The organism is Dinoroseobacter sp. S375 (genome assembly GCF_049800775.1).
Classification (GTDB): domain Bacteria; phylum Pseudomonadota; class Alphaproteobacteria; order Rhodobacterales; family Rhodobacteraceae; genus Dinoroseobacter.
In genome coordinates, this window is the sequence record NZ_JBNAFR010000007.1 from 160,566 (window position 1) to 175,304 (window position 14,739).

The 14,739-nt window shown below is 66.3% G+C and carries 14 protein-coding genes and 1 tRNA gene; 5 read left to right on the forward strand and 10 right to left on the reverse strand.

Annotation, left to right across the window (positions count from 1 at the left end; all coding sequences use genetic code 11):
• Positions 1-101: 101 nt before the first annotated feature.
• Genes zwf through pgi form a run of 3 tightly spaced genes read left to right on the forward strand, consistent with a single transcriptional unit; the run spans position 102 to position 3,860 of the window.
• Positions 102-1,556 carry a glucose-6-phosphate dehydrogenase gene (gene zwf / locus ACP150_RS15900; RefSeq protein ID WP_424967646.1) on the forward strand — a complete coding sequence of 485 codons (1,455 nt, stop codon included), beginning with the start codon at positions 102-104 and terminating at the stop codon, positions 1,554-1,556.
• Complete coding sequence (gene pgl / locus ACP150_RS15905) at positions 1,556-2,230, forward strand: 6-phosphogluconolactonase (protein ID WP_424967647.1); 675 nt, start codon at positions 1,556-1,558, stop codon at positions 2,228-2,230. Before zwf ends, pgl begins: the two co-directional genes overlap by 1 nt.
• A gap of 25 nt (positions 2,231-2,255) precedes the next feature.
• Positions 2,256-3,860 (forward strand): glucose-6-phosphate isomerase, encoded by a 1,605-nt coding sequence (gene pgi / locus ACP150_RS15910; RefSeq protein WP_424967648.1) that lies wholly within the window; start codon positions 2,256-2,258, stop codon positions 3,858-3,860.
• On the opposite strand, the gene ACP150_RS15915 is transcribed toward pgi, so the two are convergent.
• The 9 genes from ACP150_RS15915 to ACP150_RS15955 form a co-directional block, all read right to left on the reverse strand.
• Complete coding sequence (locus ACP150_RS15915) at positions 3,851-4,336, reverse strand: acyl-CoA thioesterase (RefSeq protein WP_424967649.1); 486 nt, start codon at positions 4,334-4,336, stop codon at positions 3,851-3,853. The two genes, pgi and ACP150_RS15915, sit on opposite strands and share 10 nt — an antisense overlap.
• Before the next feature lie 15 nt (positions 4,337-4,351).
• A tRNA-Gly gene (locus tag ACP150_RS15920) sits at positions 4,352-4,425 on the reverse strand.
• A gap of 47 nt (positions 4,426-4,472) precedes the next feature.
• Positions 4,473-6,557, reverse strand: coding sequence for an ASKHA domain-containing protein (locus tag ACP150_RS15925; RefSeq protein ID WP_424967650.1), 2,085 nt, complete (start codon positions 6,555-6,557; stop codon positions 4,473-4,475).
• A gap of 136 nt (positions 6,558-6,693) precedes the next feature.
• Positions 6,694-7,305: a DUF6778 family protein gene (locus tag ACP150_RS15930; protein WP_424967651.1), complete on the reverse strand. Its 612-nt coding sequence runs from the start codon at positions 7,303-7,305 to the stop codon at positions 6,694-6,696.
• Positions 7,306-7,455: 150 nt separating this feature from the next.
• The gene (locus tag ACP150_RS15935) at positions 7,456-8,169 is read right to left on the reverse strand and encodes a hypothetical protein (protein ID WP_424967652.1); all 714 of its coding nucleotides are present in this window, start codon (positions 8,167-8,169) and stop codon (positions 7,456-7,458) included.
• Between the two features lie 68 nt (positions 8,170-8,237).
• The gene (locus ACP150_RS15940) at positions 8,238-9,227 is read right to left on the reverse strand and encodes a methyltetrahydrofolate cobalamin methyltransferase (protein ID WP_424967653.1); all 990 of its coding nucleotides are present in this window, start codon (positions 9,225-9,227) and stop codon (positions 8,238-8,240) included.
• Positions 9,224-9,883, reverse strand: coding sequence for an HAD family hydrolase (locus ACP150_RS15945; protein ID WP_424967654.1), 660 nt, complete (start codon positions 9,881-9,883; stop codon positions 9,224-9,226). The genes ACP150_RS15940 and ACP150_RS15945 overlap by 4 nt, the downstream gene beginning before the upstream one ends.
• 9 nt (positions 9,884-9,892) lie before the next feature.
• Positions 9,893-10,816, reverse strand: a complete 924-nt coding sequence (locus ACP150_RS15950) for a methylenetetrahydrofolate reductase (protein WP_424967655.1) — start codon at positions 10,814-10,816, stop codon at positions 9,893-9,895.
• 26 nt (positions 10,817-10,842) lie between these two features.
• Positions 10,843-11,139 (reverse strand): virulence factor, encoded by a 297-nt coding sequence (locus ACP150_RS15955; RefSeq protein ID WP_424967656.1) that lies wholly within the window; start codon positions 11,137-11,139, stop codon positions 10,843-10,845.
• Between the two features lie 390 nt (positions 11,140-11,529).
• Between ACP150_RS15955 and ACP150_RS15960 the strand changes: the two genes are divergently transcribed.
• Both ACP150_RS15960 and ACP150_RS15965 read left to right on the forward strand, forming a co-directional pair.
• Positions 11,530-12,588 carry a Ppx/GppA phosphatase family protein gene (locus tag ACP150_RS15960; protein ID WP_424967734.1) on the forward strand — a complete coding sequence of 353 codons (1,059 nt, stop codon included), beginning with the start codon at positions 11,530-11,532 and terminating at the stop codon, positions 12,586-12,588.
• A gap of 13 nt (positions 12,589-12,601) precedes the next feature.
• Positions 12,602-13,339 (forward strand): RlmE family RNA methyltransferase, encoded by a 738-nt coding sequence (locus ACP150_RS15965; protein ID WP_424967657.1) that lies wholly within the window; start codon positions 12,602-12,604, stop codon positions 13,337-13,339.
• On the opposite strand, the gene cysG is transcribed toward ACP150_RS15965, so the two are convergent.
• Positions 13,336-14,724 carry a siroheme synthase CysG gene (gene cysG, locus ACP150_RS15970; RefSeq protein WP_424967658.1) on the reverse strand — a complete coding sequence of 463 codons (1,389 nt, stop codon included), beginning with the start codon at positions 14,722-14,724 and terminating at the stop codon, positions 13,336-13,338. The two genes, ACP150_RS15965 and cysG, sit on opposite strands and share 4 nt — an antisense overlap.
• Between the last annotated feature and the right edge of the window lie 15 nt (positions 14,725-14,739).

The following is a 14,739-nucleotide window of genomic DNA, read 5'->3' on the forward strand; positions in this document are numbered from 1 at the left end:
CAATGCGTGCTGGACAGGCGCGCGTGCGCCACGTAATTAGGCGGCGTTAGCGCTAACGCCGGGCGTTCGCGCAGTGCAGAAAGTCTTGTGGAGATAGCAACATGGTCGCACGCGTAATTCCAGTCGATGTGTTTGATCTGGTGATCTTCGGGGGGACCGGGGACCTCGCGCGGCGCAAGATCCTGCCGGGTCTGTTCCGACGCCATCTCGCCGGGCAGATCCCCGAGGATGCCCGGATCATCGGCGCGGCCCGGTCCGAAATGGACGCCGAGGCTTACCGTGCCTTCACCCGCGAGGCGCTGCACGAATTCGCACCGAAATCCTGCACGGATGAGGCCCGCGTGGACGAGTTTCTCGCCATGCTCGAATATGTCGCCATCGATGCCAAGGGCGAGGGCGGCTGGTCCGATCTCGCCGCGCTGATGCGCGAGGGCAAGGTGCAGGCCTTCTACTTCTCGGTGGCGCCGTCGCTCTTTGGCGATCTGGCCGAGCGGCTGCATCTGCACAAGATCGCGTCCGAGAATGCCCGGATCGTCGTCGAGAAACCCTTCGGCCGCGATCTGGCCACGGCCAAGGCCCTGAATGCCGGGCTCGCGACCTTCTTTGACGAGGACCAGATTTACCGGATCGACCACTATCTCGGCAAAGAGACGGTGCAGAACCTCATGGCGGTGCGGTTTGGCAATGTGCTGTTCGAGCCGCTCTGGAATGCGCAATTTGTCGATCACATCCAGATCACCGTGGCCGAAACCGTGGGTGTCGGCGGGCGCGGCGAGTATTACGACAAATCGGGCGCCATGCGGGACATGGTCCAGAACCACCTGATGCAGCTTCTCTGCCTGATCGCGATGGAGCCGCCCAGCCATTTCGACCCGGATGCAGTACGCGACGAGAAGCTCAAGGTGATCCGCGCCCTCGACCCGGTCGCGCCCGACGACCTCGTGCGCGGTCAGTACCGCGACGGGGATGACGGGCCCAGCTATCTCGAAGAGGTGGGCGATCCGAACTCCACCACCGAGAGCTTCGTGGCGATCAAGGCCCATGTGGCCAACTGGCGCTGGAACGGCACGCCGTTCTACATGCGCACGGGCAAGCGTCTGCGGGCGCGGATGTCCGAGATCGTGGTGGTGTTCAAGGAAACCCCGCACTCGATCTTTGGGGCCGATGCCGGGCGCAGCGCCAATATCCTGACCATCCGGTTGCAGCCCGACGAGGGAATGACCCTGCAGGTCACCATCAAGGAACCGGGGCCGGGCGGAATGCGGCTGATCGATGTGCCGCTCGACATGAGTTTCGCCGATGCCCTGGGGGAAAGCGGAAATGAGATGCCGGACGCCTATGAACGGCTTATCATGGACGTGGTCCGCGGCAACCAGACCCTGTTCATGCGGGGCGACGAGGTGGAGGCCGCCTGGGCCTGGACCGACCCGCTGATCGCGGGGTGGGGCGCACGCCGCGACCGCCCGCAAAGCTATCATCCGGGCACCAACGGACCCGAGGACAGCCTGATGTTGCTGCACCGGGATGGACGTCGCTGGCGCGACTTGGAGGCGTAATGCAGCTTGAGACCTATCCCGACCGGGACCTGCTGATGATGCGGCTGGCAGACCGGATTGCCGCCGATCTGAAGGAATGCCTGCTGACCCATGAGCGTGCGACGCTCTGCGTGCCCGGGGGGACCACGCCCGGGCCGGTTTTCGACATCCTGAGTGCGGTGCAACTGGATTGGGAGCGGGTCAATATCCTGCTGAATGACGAACGCTGGGTGCCCGAAAGCTCGGATCGCTCGAACACCGCGCTTCTGCGCAAGCGGCTTTTGACCGGGCGCGCGGCCAAGGCGCGGCTGATCCCGCTGGTTTCAGACGCGGCTATCCCGGAGGACGGGCTCGACGCCCTGACCGAAGGGCTGGATGGCGTGCTGCCGATCTCTGTCCTGCTTCTGGGGATGGGCGAAGACATGCATACCGCCTCGCTCTTTCCCGGGGCCGACCAGCTCGCCCTCGCGCTTAGCGAGGAGGCGCCGCCGCTGGTGGCGATGCGCGCTCCCGGGGCGCCCGAGCCGCGCATCACGCTCAGCGCGCCTGTCCTGAAACAGGCGATGAAAACCCATATCCTGATCGTCGGGCCCGGCAAGAAAGCGGCGCTGGATGATGCCGCGGCCTCGGGCCCGGTCGAAGATGCCCCGGTGCGCTCGGTTCTGCCGAATGCGATGGTGCACTGGGCCGAATAACCTCTCGCTTTTCAAGGAATACATCATGTCCGTCTGGCAACGTCTCTCTTTCCACCATGACCAGACCAGGGACCGCAAGATCCTCGACCTGTTCGAGGATCCGGATCGCGCCAGCGCGTTCTCGGCGCGGCTCGGCGATATGGTCTTTGATTACTCCAAGACGAATATCGATCTGGCCGGGCGCGACTTGCTGGTCTCGCTCGCCGAGGGGGCCCATCTGGCCGCGCGCCGGGACGCGATGTTCGCTGGCGAGACGATCAACGAGACCGAGGGCCGCGCGGTGCTGCATACGGCCCTGCGCAATCTCGACGGGTCGGTGGTCGTGGACGGGGTCGATGTGATGCCCGACGTCCGCGCGACCTATGACCGGATGGCCGCGTTTTGCGAGGATGTGCGCGGTGGTGCCTTCACCGGGGCCGGAGGGCAGATCACCGATGTGGTCAATATCGGGATCGGCGGGTCCGATCTTGGCCCGGCCATGGCGGCGATCGCGCTCTCGCCCTATGCGGACGGGCCGCGCACCCATTTCGTCTCGAATGTGGATGGGGCGCAGATCGCCGAGACCCTCGCCCCGCTCGACCCGACCACAACGCTGGTGATCGTGGCCTCCAAGACCTTCACCACCATCGAAACCATGACCAATGCCGAGACCGCCCGGGCCTGGATGGCCAAGACGGTGGCCGACCCCGCGGCGCAGTTCGCGGCCGTTTCGACCAGTGCCGAAAAGACCGCCGCTTTCGGCATCGCGCCGGATCGGGTGTTCGGGTTCGAGGATTGGGTTGGTGGGCGCTATTCCATGTGGGGGCCGATCGGGCTGAGCCTGATGATGGCCGTGGGGCCGCTGGATTTCCGCGCCTTCCTCGACGGTGGGGCGGCGATGGATACCCATTTCCGCGACGCGCCCCTGGCCGAGAACCTGCCTGTTCTGCTGGCGCTCGTGGGGATCTGGCACCACCAGATCTGCGGTCACGGCACGCGGGCGGTGCTGCCCTATGACCAGCGGCTGGCGCGGTTGCCCGCCTATCTCCAGCAGCTGGAGATGGAGAGCAATGGCAAGCGCGTTGCCATGGACGGTACGACGCTGGAGCGGACCGCCGGGCCGGTCGTCTGGGGGGAGCCGGGGACGAATGGCCAGCACGCCTTTTACCAGCTGATCCATCAGGGGCAGCAGGTCGTGCCCTGCGAATTCCTGCTGGCGGCCAAGGGGCATGAGCCCGATCTGGCGCATCAGCACCGGCTGCTTGTGGCGAATTGTCTGGCGCAATCCGAGGCGCTCTTGCGCGGGCGCAGCCTCGAGGTCGCCACGCAGATGATGGCCGCCAAGGGGCTGACCGGGGCCGAGCTCGACCGGCAGGCACGCCACCGGGTCTTCCCGGGCAACCGGCCTTCGACGACGCTGGTCTATCCGCAGCTCACGCCCTTCATCCTCGGCCAGATCATCGCGCTTTACGAGCACCGGGTCTTTGTCGAGGGCGTCATCCTCGGCATCAACTCCTATGACCAATGGGGCGTCGAGCTGGGCAAGGAACTGGCTACGGCGCTGGGTCCGGTCGTGGCGGGCGAGGCGTCGGCCGAGGGCAAGGACGGCTCAACCCAGGCGCTTGTCAGCTTCGTGCGCGCTCACGCCTGACGAGGTTGCGCCCCGTCGCGCGCCGTGAAAATGGCGCGCTGCTCCGCCGACAGGGGGACGCCCGTCTTGCCATCGGCGTGCAGAAGGACAATCGCCGCGCTGCCTTCGGCGCGCAGCTGGCCTTCGACGAACACGCCGTACTCCATCTGGAAACTGGTGCGGCCAAGCAGGGTGGTACGGCCCGTGGTGATATAGGTTTCACCCAGATGCAGCGGCGCGTGATAGGTCACGCCCACCGCCCGCATCACCAGCAGCGGCTCGCCCGGCACGTAATCATACACGCCATATTCCGCGAGATAGGCGACGCGCAGGCTTTCGAACCAGCTCAGATAGACCGCGTTGTTCACATGGTTCAGAGCGTCGAGCTCATGGAACCGCACCCGATCCGCCATCCCGAATTGCCACGGGTCCGGCACGCCAAATGCCCGCAGGTCGGCACCAAGCAAGGGGGTCAGGACGGGCGGTGTTTGGGTCATCGATATGTCGTGATCTGGAGCGGGTAACGGGAATCGAACCCGTAACTTAAGCTTGGGAAGCTCGCGTGATACCTTTTCACCATACCCGCTTTGTGACGGTTGGCATAGCCAAGCCGCCAGATGTCGTCAATCGCATTTATCCACGTCTGCGCCGTCTGCGCCCGCCGCCGTCTGCGCCGCTGCCGGTGTTGAAGGCGACATCAGGCAGAGTGACGATTTTCGACAGCTCCGGGAAGGGGGCCGTGGCATGGGGGATGGCGTTGGCGGCCACGAAATGCTCCTGAAAGCGGGGCTCGATGGCGGTTTCGATCTTGGTGATCCCGGCCACGGTGGCCTCGATCTCGCGGCGCGCGGCCCGGCTGCACAGCGCCATGCGTGCCCCGGTGCCGGCGGCATTGCCCGCGGATTGGACCTTGTCCAGCGGTGCATCAGGGATCATGCCCAGAACCATCGCGTGCTTGGGCGAGATATGCGCGCCGAAGGCTCCGGCGAGTGTCACGCGGTCGACCTGCTCGACCCCCATCTCATCCATCAGGAGCCGCGCGCCCGCATAGAGTGCGGATTTGGCAAGCTGGATCGCGCGGATATCGCCTTGGGTCACCGTGACAAGCGGACCACCCTCGGCCCGGCCATCATAGAGCACATAGGCAAAAGTCCGCCCCTCGGGGACAGACCGCGCGGTGCCGGTCTGCTCCGGCCCGCCGATCAGGCCGGACGGGTCCAGAAGGCCCGCGATCCGCATTTCGGCCACCGCTTCGATGATGCCGGAGCCGCAAATGCCTGTGACGCCGGTAACCGCGATCTCGGTGGCGAAGTCCGGGTCGTCGGACCAACGCTCGGAGCCGATCACGCGAAAGCGCGGTTCCCTGGTGGCCGGATCGATCTCGACCCGCTCGATCGCCCCGGGGGCCGCGCGTTGACCCGAGCTGATCTGCGCGCCCTCAAAAGCCGGCCCCGTGGGCGAGGAACAGGCCAGAACCCGCTCGCGATTGCCCAGCAGGATCTCGGCATTGGTGCCCACATCCACGATCAGCACAAGGTCTTCGGATTTGTCCGGCGCCTCGGACAGGGCAACTGCGGCCGCATCAGCGCCCACATGACCCGCGATGCAGGGCAGGAGATAGGCGCGCGCCGCCGGGTTCGCCGCGCTCAGACCCATGTCGCGCGCGGGCAGCTCCAGCGCGCCGGAGCTCGCCAATGCAAAGGGCGCCTGTCCGAGTTCCACCGGGTCGATGCCCAGCAGAAGGTGATGCATCACCGGGTTGCTGACAAACACGAGCTCGAGCACGTCATGCGCCGGCACCCCGGCCTCGGCACAGATCTCGATGGTCAGCGTGTCGAGCGCGTCGCGGACCGCGCCGGTCATGGCCTCGGCCCCGTCCGCGTTCATCATCGCGTAGGACACGCGCGACATCAGATCTTCGCCAAACCGGATCTGCGGGTTCATCAGGCCGGAAGAGGCCACCACCTCGCCCGTGCCGAGATCGCAGAGATGCCCCGCGATGGTTGTCGAGCCGAGATCGATCGCGAGGCCCCAGATCGGGCCGTCGTGATAACCGGGCCAGATCTCAACCAGCACGGGCTGCGCCGCGCCGGAATTCACAGCCACAGTCACCTGCCAACCGCCCTTGCGCAGCGCGGGCTGCAGTTTGCGCAGCACGCTCAGAGGCGCGATCAGATCCGGCAGGTCCCATTGCGCAGCGAGGGCGGATTTCAACCGCTCGAAATCGCCCGAGGGTTCGTCCATATCCGGGGCTTCGACCTCGACGAAATAGAGCCGCGTGGCCGGGTCCATGGAGATGGCGCGGGTGCTTGCCGCCTTGCGGACCACTTGCTTGTGGACCTGGCTTGTGGCGGGGACATCAATGACCATGTCGCCTTGAATACAGGCCTGGCAGCCGAGGCGCCGCCCCTCGGCCAGCCCGCGCTTTTCATCATACCGCGCCTCGACCGCGTTCCAGTCGGACAATGCGCCCTCGGCGACCTCGATCCCGAATTTCGGAAAGCTGCCATAAGAGGGCGTCACCTGGCATTTCGAACAGATCCCCCGCCCGCCGCAGACACTGTCGAGATCCACGCCAAGCTGCCGGGCGGCGTCCAGAACGCTGGTGCCCTTGGCCACATATCCGCGCTGACCCGAGGGGGTGAAGACCACCATGGCCTCATCGGCCGATACGGCGGACCCGACGAGATCCTGGGCAGAGGGGGTATCATTGGCCATGACGCGATGCCTTCGAAGGAATTACCCCTCGATATGTAACCCGTCCTGCGCGCGGCTAAAGCGCAAAGCCGACACGCCGAGGATCATTCTCGTCACAATGATCATGAACGCCCTTCATGGGCGCCTATCATCGCCCCTAGCGCCCGACCCGTGCGAATTCCGAGCGCACATCCGGACCGATCCCGAGATAGCCTGCGGTGACCTTGGCGATATGGTCTGTGATGCGCACCTTTTGGGTGATCCCCTGGGCTTCGGCCTCGATCGCCTGATCGCCGACCAGCGCCACGAGATCGGCCTGGATCGTCTCGGCATCGGTCAGGGCGGCGCCGCTGCCCATGTCGAAGACCTGCATGGCGAAGGTGATGTTATGCACGCCCGAACTGCTGAGCCCATAGCGGGCAATCTCGGTCAGGGCGTGGAAGGTGCCGACCGTCACCTTGATGCGCACCGGGGTTGAACCCGACAGCCCCGAAGCGCCGCGTGTCACGCCGTCTTCCACGATGGCGGCGACCTGATCATAGCGCGTGCTGCCAGCGCCCAGCGGATCCTCGCGCCAGACGATGTCGGCATCGGGCAGATAGACATTGTCTTCGCTAACGCTCAGCGTTTCGGGCACGGTGACCACCACATCGCCCAGGCGCCAGTTCTGCGACACCGAACTCGGCACTGGCGCATCATAGCTGGTCTGCCATGAGGAACAGGCAGCGAGGAGCACGAGGCTCAGAAACAGGCTCAGGATCGCTTTCATGGCAACTCTCTTTCGCGGTGCGGTTCCCCGCGACTAGCATCCGATTGGTAAAGATATCGGCAATATGCGCCATTTTCGAAGGCAATATGCGGGGATTGTCAACTCTCCCTCCGGTTGTTCCACCCCTTTCGGCGAGGGCTCGCGTGCGGATCAGGAGCCGAGGATCCCCGGTCCGAGCGCCCAGACTGCAAAGGGCACCGGCGCGGCCGCGCAGGCAATCGTTAGCAATGTGGCGCGCGGGCTGTAGAGACGACTGAGCCCAGCGATCAGGCAGAGCCCGCCGCCGCCACCGATCACCGAATTGCCCGGCAGGTTGAGCGCGCCCGCCAGCGCGAGATAGCGGTAGTTCACCACGTAAGGCCCCAGCCATGCGGGCAGGCGGCTGCGCAGCAGGGCAAGCCGACGCTCGGGGCTGAGCGCGGCGACCTGATCCAGCAGCTCGCAGGCCTTGCGCAGGCGCAGATCCTGAAACACCCCGTGCAGCCAGGCATAGGGCAGGACACGCCCGGCCAGAAACGCCAGCCCGAGCCCGAGGCAGGTCGCAGCATAGACAAAGGGCGCGATGGCGGCCCCCTGCAGCACCAAGAGGGTCACCCCGATCTCGATCCCGGGCACGAAGGGCATCGCGATCAGCAGCGCATACAGGGCCAAGGCAAGCACCAGAACCGAGATCTGCGCCGCGCCGCGGGTGGCTTCGGGCAGGGTCTCGGCGGTCTCCATCGCCTCCATGATCAGGGATTGCGCCGCGAAGGCCACGGCGAGGATGACCAGCAGGCGCAGCGCCAGCCGCGCCAGCGTCTTGCCCAGGCCCGGCGGGGCGTAGCCCAGGCGCGCGGGCGTATTGGAGGGGGCTTTGGGGACCACCGCACGAGGGTGACCCCGAAGCGGGCGCAAAGCAAGCCCTGCCTGAGGGCCTCGCGGTGTGGCGGGGCTCAGCCCGCGCGCCGCCGTCCGCCGCGCCGCCCGCCGCGCGCGCCGCCCCCGGCCGCCGCCGCCTTGGCAGCATCGGGGAACGGAGTGCCCGCCTTATGGGCCTCAAGCACCCGGGCGAAATTGATCCACTGGCCGCCATTGGGGTCGTGGTTCATCAGGAAATTCGCGGCGTGGATCGCCTCCATCTCCTGGGCGCGGATCGGGTTCATGATCGCGCTGGTCATGCCCGCGGCAATCGCCATGGGCAAGAAGGCCGCCCCAAGACCGTGCCGGTTCGGCAGGCCGAAGCTGATATTGGAGGCCCCGCAGGTGGTGTTCACGCCCAGCTCGTCGCGCAGCCGCGCCACCAGCGTGAAGACCTGCCGCCCGGCCGTCGCCATGGCACCGACGGGCATGACCAGCGGGTCGACCACGATGTCATGGGCGGGGATGCCGAAATCCGCCGCGCGCTCGACGATCTTCTTGGCGACGGCAAAGCGGACATCCGGATCCTCGGAGATGCCCGTATCATCGTTGGAGATCGCCACCACCGGCACATTGTACTTCTTCACCAGCGGCAGGATCACCTCGAGCCGCTCTTCCTCGCCGGTCACCGAATTCAGGAGCGGTCGCCCCTCGGCCATTTCCAGCCCGTTTTCCAGCGCGCCGGGCACCGAGCTGTCGATGCAGAGCGGCACATCAACCAGGGCCTGCACCCGGCTGACCAGCTCTTTCATCAGCATGGGCTCGACGAAATTGTTGTCCGCATAGCGCGGGTCCTCGGCCATCTTGTTGGTAAAGACCGCGCCGGAATTCACATCCAGCACCATGGCCCCGCAGGCAACCTGTTCCAGCGCGTCCTTCTCGACCGTGCTGAAATCGCCGGCCTCAAGCTCGGCGGCGAGCTTCTTGCGGCCCGTGGGATTGATCCGCTCGCCGATCACGCAGAAGGGCTCGTCAAAGCCGATGGTGACAGTCTTGGATTTGGATTCGATGACAGTGCGCGTCATGCGGCGGCTCCTGATTGGCGGTCGAGCAGGGGCCCGAGCGCAGGGTCTGTGAAATCGGCGAGGGTCGCGGTGGCCCCGGCGGCGCGCAAGGTCGCGTCATCGAGGGTGGAGCGGAGGCCGAGCGTCGGAATGCCCGCCGCGACCGCGGCGCGGATGCCCGAGGGGCTGTCCTCGAAGGCGAGGGCGGTATCGGGCTGCGCGCCGACGCGGCGCAACCCTTCGAGATAGGGGGCGGGGTCGGGCTTGCCCGCGCTGCATTCGTCGCTGACCACCAGCGTGTCAAAGCGTGCGGCGACCCCGATGGACGAGAGCATAAACTCTGCATTCACCCGGGGCGCATTGGTCACCACGGCCTTGGCCCAGCCCGCCCGATCCGCCCGGTCGAGCAGGGCGAGCAGCCCCGGCATGGGCGGCGCGTCATGGCCCAGAAGGTCGCGAAAGGCGGCCTCCTTTTCCTCGGCCATGGCGGCACCATCGGCGCTCGGAAAGAACTCGGCAAAGATCTCGGCATTCAGGCGACCATGGATCCGCGTGTTATAGAACGCCTCGTCGATCTCGCGCCCATGGGCGGCGAACTGGTCCATGAAGGCCCGCGCATGGAGCGGGTCCGACGCGAGCAGGGTCCCGTCGAGATCGAAAAGCAACGCCTGTATCATTCCGGTGGTCTATCCTTGCTGGCTGGCGCTGGCCGCGCCGCCTGACTGTTCGGCGATCCAGGTCGCGGAGGTCTTGATCCCGCCCAGCGGGAAGACATGGACCTGACTGATCAGGCTGGCGGGATTGGCCGCCTTGTAGGCCACCAGATCGCGCAGCACCTCGTCGGGCGTGTAAGGCAGCACAAGCTTGGTCACATCCATGGCGCGCTTTTGCAGCACCTTGAGCGAGGGTCCCACGCCGCAGGCAATGGCGAACTTGATCAGGGTCTGCAGCTTGGCAGGTCCGGCAATCCCGAGATGCACGGGCATCGTGATCCCCTGATCCTGCAACCGCTCGGCCCAGGCGGCAATCGGGTCCATCTCGAAGGCAAACTGCGTGGCAATGGCCATTCGGGCGTCGGTCTGCTCGGCAAATCCCTGCTTCCAAGCGAGGGCCGCGTCCACCTCGGCGGTGCCGCCCTTGGGGTCGATATCGCGGTTGCCCTCGGGGTGGCCGGCCACATGCAGATGGGAGAACCCGGCCTTGTCAAAGAGGCCCGTATCCAGCAGCTGCATCGAGCTGTCATAAGCGCCCACCGGATCGGGACGCCCGCCGGCCAAGATCAGGCCCTGCCGGATATCCGCCTCGCCCTGATAGCGCGCGATCCAGTCGCCCAGCGTGGCCGCATCCGCAATCGAGCGGGCCGGGAAATGGGGCATGACCTCGAAACCGTCGGCGGCCAGACGGGCGGCGGTGCGCACCATGTCCTCAATCGGCGTGCTGTCGATATGGGCGATATAGACCCGGGTCGACCGGGGCAGGAGGGCGGTGAAATCCGCGACCTTCTCGGCGGTGCGCGGCATCACCTCGATGGAGAACCCCGCGAGGATATCCGCCAGCGATCCGTCCGGTCCGGCGGGGCGGCCGGGGCGTTTGAACTGCAAAAGTGCCATCACGGCCTCCGATATGCGGCGGGGAATCAGGCCCAACCGTCCTTGTCGATCAGCGCCTTGATCGCGGCGGTGTCGAATTCGGCCTCGAGCCGGGCCGCTTCGGCCTCGGCGATCTCGGCCTGATCACCATCCACGGGATAGGGCGCTGCTTTCCTCCACTCAGCCAGATAGGCATCGGTTCCCGCGGCGCCCACCTTCATCGCACAGCGATCGATCGCTTGCTCGAAGCGCTCGCTCAGTTGCTTCTTGGCGCCGCGGCGTCCCTTGCCCACGATGACCTGGGCCGGGATGTCGCGCCAATAGACGATGGTCACATCGGGCATACCCGACCTCCTCTGTGGCTATGTCCTGTATGACGCGGGTGCCGCGCCGGGTGCGGTGCATTTTCGACATGCGCCGCGACAAGACCGACCATTTGCAGTGTTCCCATCTTCTAGGAGGCCCGGGGCCCGCGGGCCAGAGCAACGCATCGGAAAAATTCTCATGGTTTTTATGAGGCGCGGGCTCTGCGCGGCCGCCTTGCTCTAAACCCTGCGATTCTATATGATTTTAAACAACCAAGGATTGAACTGATGTCGAAACGATCCCGGAGACGGGCCAGCTCCCATCTTCGTGCCGTGCCCGATCCCGCCGAGCCGGTTCAGGGGATCGTGCCTGCCTCCGCGCGCCGCCCGGGCAAGGGCCCGGCCGCGACCGCCGGATCGAGCCCGGCCATGGACGGGAAACCGGATCCGGCGGATCTCTATGCGGCACTCGATCTGGGGACGAATTCCTGCCGGATGCTGATCGCGCAGCCCAAGGGCAACCAGTTCCACGTGGTCGACAGTTTCTCGAAATCGGTGCAGCTCGGCCATGGGTTGGAAGCGTCGGGTCGGCTCAGCCGGTCGTCCATGGCGCGTACCGTGGGCGCGCTCAAGATCTGTCAACGCAAGCTGACCACCCATAATGTGCAACGCATGCGGCTCGTGGCGACCGAGGCTTGCCGCCGGGCGACCAATGCGCCGGAATTTATCTCGCTGGTCCAGCGCGATACCGGCCTTGCGCTGGAGATCATCGAGCCTGAGCAGGAGGCGCGCCTTGCGGTGGTGTCCTGTGCGCCGCTGGTCTCGACCAAGACCGAGCAGCTTTTGGTCGTGGATATCGGCGGCGGCTCGACGGAGCTGGTCTGGATCGACCTGAGCGGCGTGCCCCGGCTGGAACGCCCCAGCGCGATCATGCGGCTCCATGCGGGGTTCGACGAGGTGACACCGGGGCTCGCGCCCGCGCGGGTGGTGGACTGGATTTCGGTGCCGCTCGGGGTGGCCACGCTCAAGGATCAGTTCCGTGATGTCGATGACGACGCCGCGCGCTTTGCCCTGATGAGCTGGTTCTTCGAGGAAAACCTCGCCGAGTTCTCGCCCTATAACGAGACCGATCAGGTGCGCGAGGGGTTCCAGATCATCGGCACCTCGGGCACGGTCACCACCGTGGCGGCGAGCCATCTGAACCTGCGTCGCTATGATCGCAACAAGGTGGACGGGTTGCGCATGACCTCGGACCAGATCGACACGGTGATCCAGACCTATCTCGCCATGGGCCCCGAGGGTCGCCGCAAGGATCCGCGGATCGGACGCGATCGGCACTCGCTCATCATGTCGGGATCTGCCATTCTGCAGGCGCTCTTGCGGGTCTGGCCCACGGACCGTCTCTCGGTCGCGGATCGGGGCCTGCGCGAGGGGTTGCTCTATGCCCAGATGAGCGCGGATGGCGTGCTCGAAGACGGACCCTACTGACGGATCGTACCAGATGCCAAAGAAAGCCGGAAATTCAGGCCGCGGACAGCGGGACCTGCGCGTGCGGGTCAAGAGCGCGCGGGGCCGCAAGCTGAGCTCGACCCTCTGGCTCGAGCGCCAGCTCAACGACCCCTATGTCCAGCGCGCCAAGCGCGAGGGCTATCGCGGGCGCGCGGCCTTCAAGATCCTCGAGATTGATGACAAGTACCGGTTCCTCCTGCCGGGCGCGCGGATCGTGGATCTCGGCTGTGCCCCGGGCGGCTGGTGCCAGGTGGCGGTCAAACGCACCAACGCGCTGGGGGAGCGGGCCGGCAAGGCGCAGGGGCAGGTCCTCGGCGTCGACCTGCAGGAGGTGGAACCCATCCCCGGGGCCGAGACCCATGTGCTCGACTTCATGGCCGAGGGGGCCGACGAACAGGTCAAGACCTGGCTCGGCGGGCGCGCGGATGTGGTGATGTCGGATATGGCTGCCGCCAGTTCGGGCCATAAACAGACCGATCACTTGCGGATCATGGCTTTGTGCGAGGCAGCGGCCTATCTCGCCTTCGACGTGCTCGAAGAAGGGGGCACCTTCGTCGCCAAGGTTCTGGCGGGCGGGGCGGAGGCGGATCTGCAACGGCTCCTGAAGCAATCCTTCAAGAAGGTCGCGAATGTGAAACCGGGCGCGAGCCGCTCGGACAGTTCCGAGAAATTTGTGGTCGCCACCGGGTTCAAGGGCGTCAACCCGATCCGCCAGGGCGCGGAGGACTAGCTCGCCACGCGCAGGCCCGGCGCCGCAGCGGCCTCGGATTTAGGGTTCCGGACAAAGAGGATCGCCGGGTTCGAGATCCCGGCGCTGGCCAGATCGTCCTCGAGCGTGCCGAGGGTGCTTTGCAGGCAGGTTTCGCTGGCATGGCCAACACTCGCCACCACATCCACCGCGCAGCTGTCACGATGGCCATGGGCGAGCAGGTTGTCCCGGATCTCCGGTGCGCTGCCGACGCCCATATAGATCGCGATGGCGGTCCCAAGCTTGAGGTGGCTGCCCCAATCGGGGCTGCGGTCGCCCTCGCGCAGCTGGCCTGACACGAAGGTCACGCTGTCGATCTCGCCGCGCTGGGTCAGCCCGGTCTCGAGCCGCGCCGAGGCCGCCGAGGCCGCGGTGATGCCCGGCACGATCTCGACCTCGAGCCCGGCGCCCTTGATCGCGGCGACTTCCTCTTCGAGGCGGCCAAAGACCACCGGGTCGCCGCATTTCAGACGGACCACGGTCTTGCCCTCTTTCGCGGCCTGAACCATGACCTGATTGATCCGGTCCTGCGGCCAGCTTTCGGCGCCGGGGGTCTTGCCCACGAGCACCCGTTCCGCGTCGCGGCGGGCCAGTTCCAGCACGCCCGGATCCACCAGCCGGTCGTAGAAGATGATGTCGGCCTCCTGCAGGCGCTGCACTCCGCGCAGGGTCATCAGATCCGCGCCGCCGGGGCCTGCGCCCACCAGGGCGATCCGACCGGGATCAGCGGCGGGGGGGCCCCCTTGGGCGATGGCATCCTTGATCAGGCGCGCGGCCTCCCGCTCGGCCCCGGATTTATGGGCCGCGCGCGGCGCGCCATTGAAAACCCAGCGCCACAAGTCGCGCCGCTTGCGCGGTTGCAGCCGTGCCGCCGCCGCCGGGCGCAGCCGCCCCGCAAGCGCCGCGAGCCCCCCGAGCCCGGGCTCCAGCAGCTCCTCCATCCGCGATTTGATCTGGCGGGCGAGCACCGGGGCCGTGCCCTCGGTTCCGATGGCCACCACAACCGGGTCGCGATCCACGATCGACGGGGTATAGGCCTCGCAAAGATCCGGTTGATCGACCACATTCACCAGCACGCGCGCGGCCTCGGCCAGTCCGTGCAGACTGGCATCGGTGCCCGGGCAGCCCGTGGCGATGAAGCAGAGCGACACGCCCTCCAACGCGGCAACGCTCGGGATCTGGCGGTTCCAGGTGATCCTGCCGCTTTTGGCGAGCTCGGCCAGCTCCGGGTCGAGCTCGGGCCAATAAAGCGTCACCCGGGCTTCGGATTTCAGGATCAGTCGGCATTTCTGCGCGGCCTGCTCACCACCGCCGAGGATCGCCACATCGCGATCGCGCATCCGGACGAACATGGGGAAGGTCTTCATGGTCGTGTCTCCTGT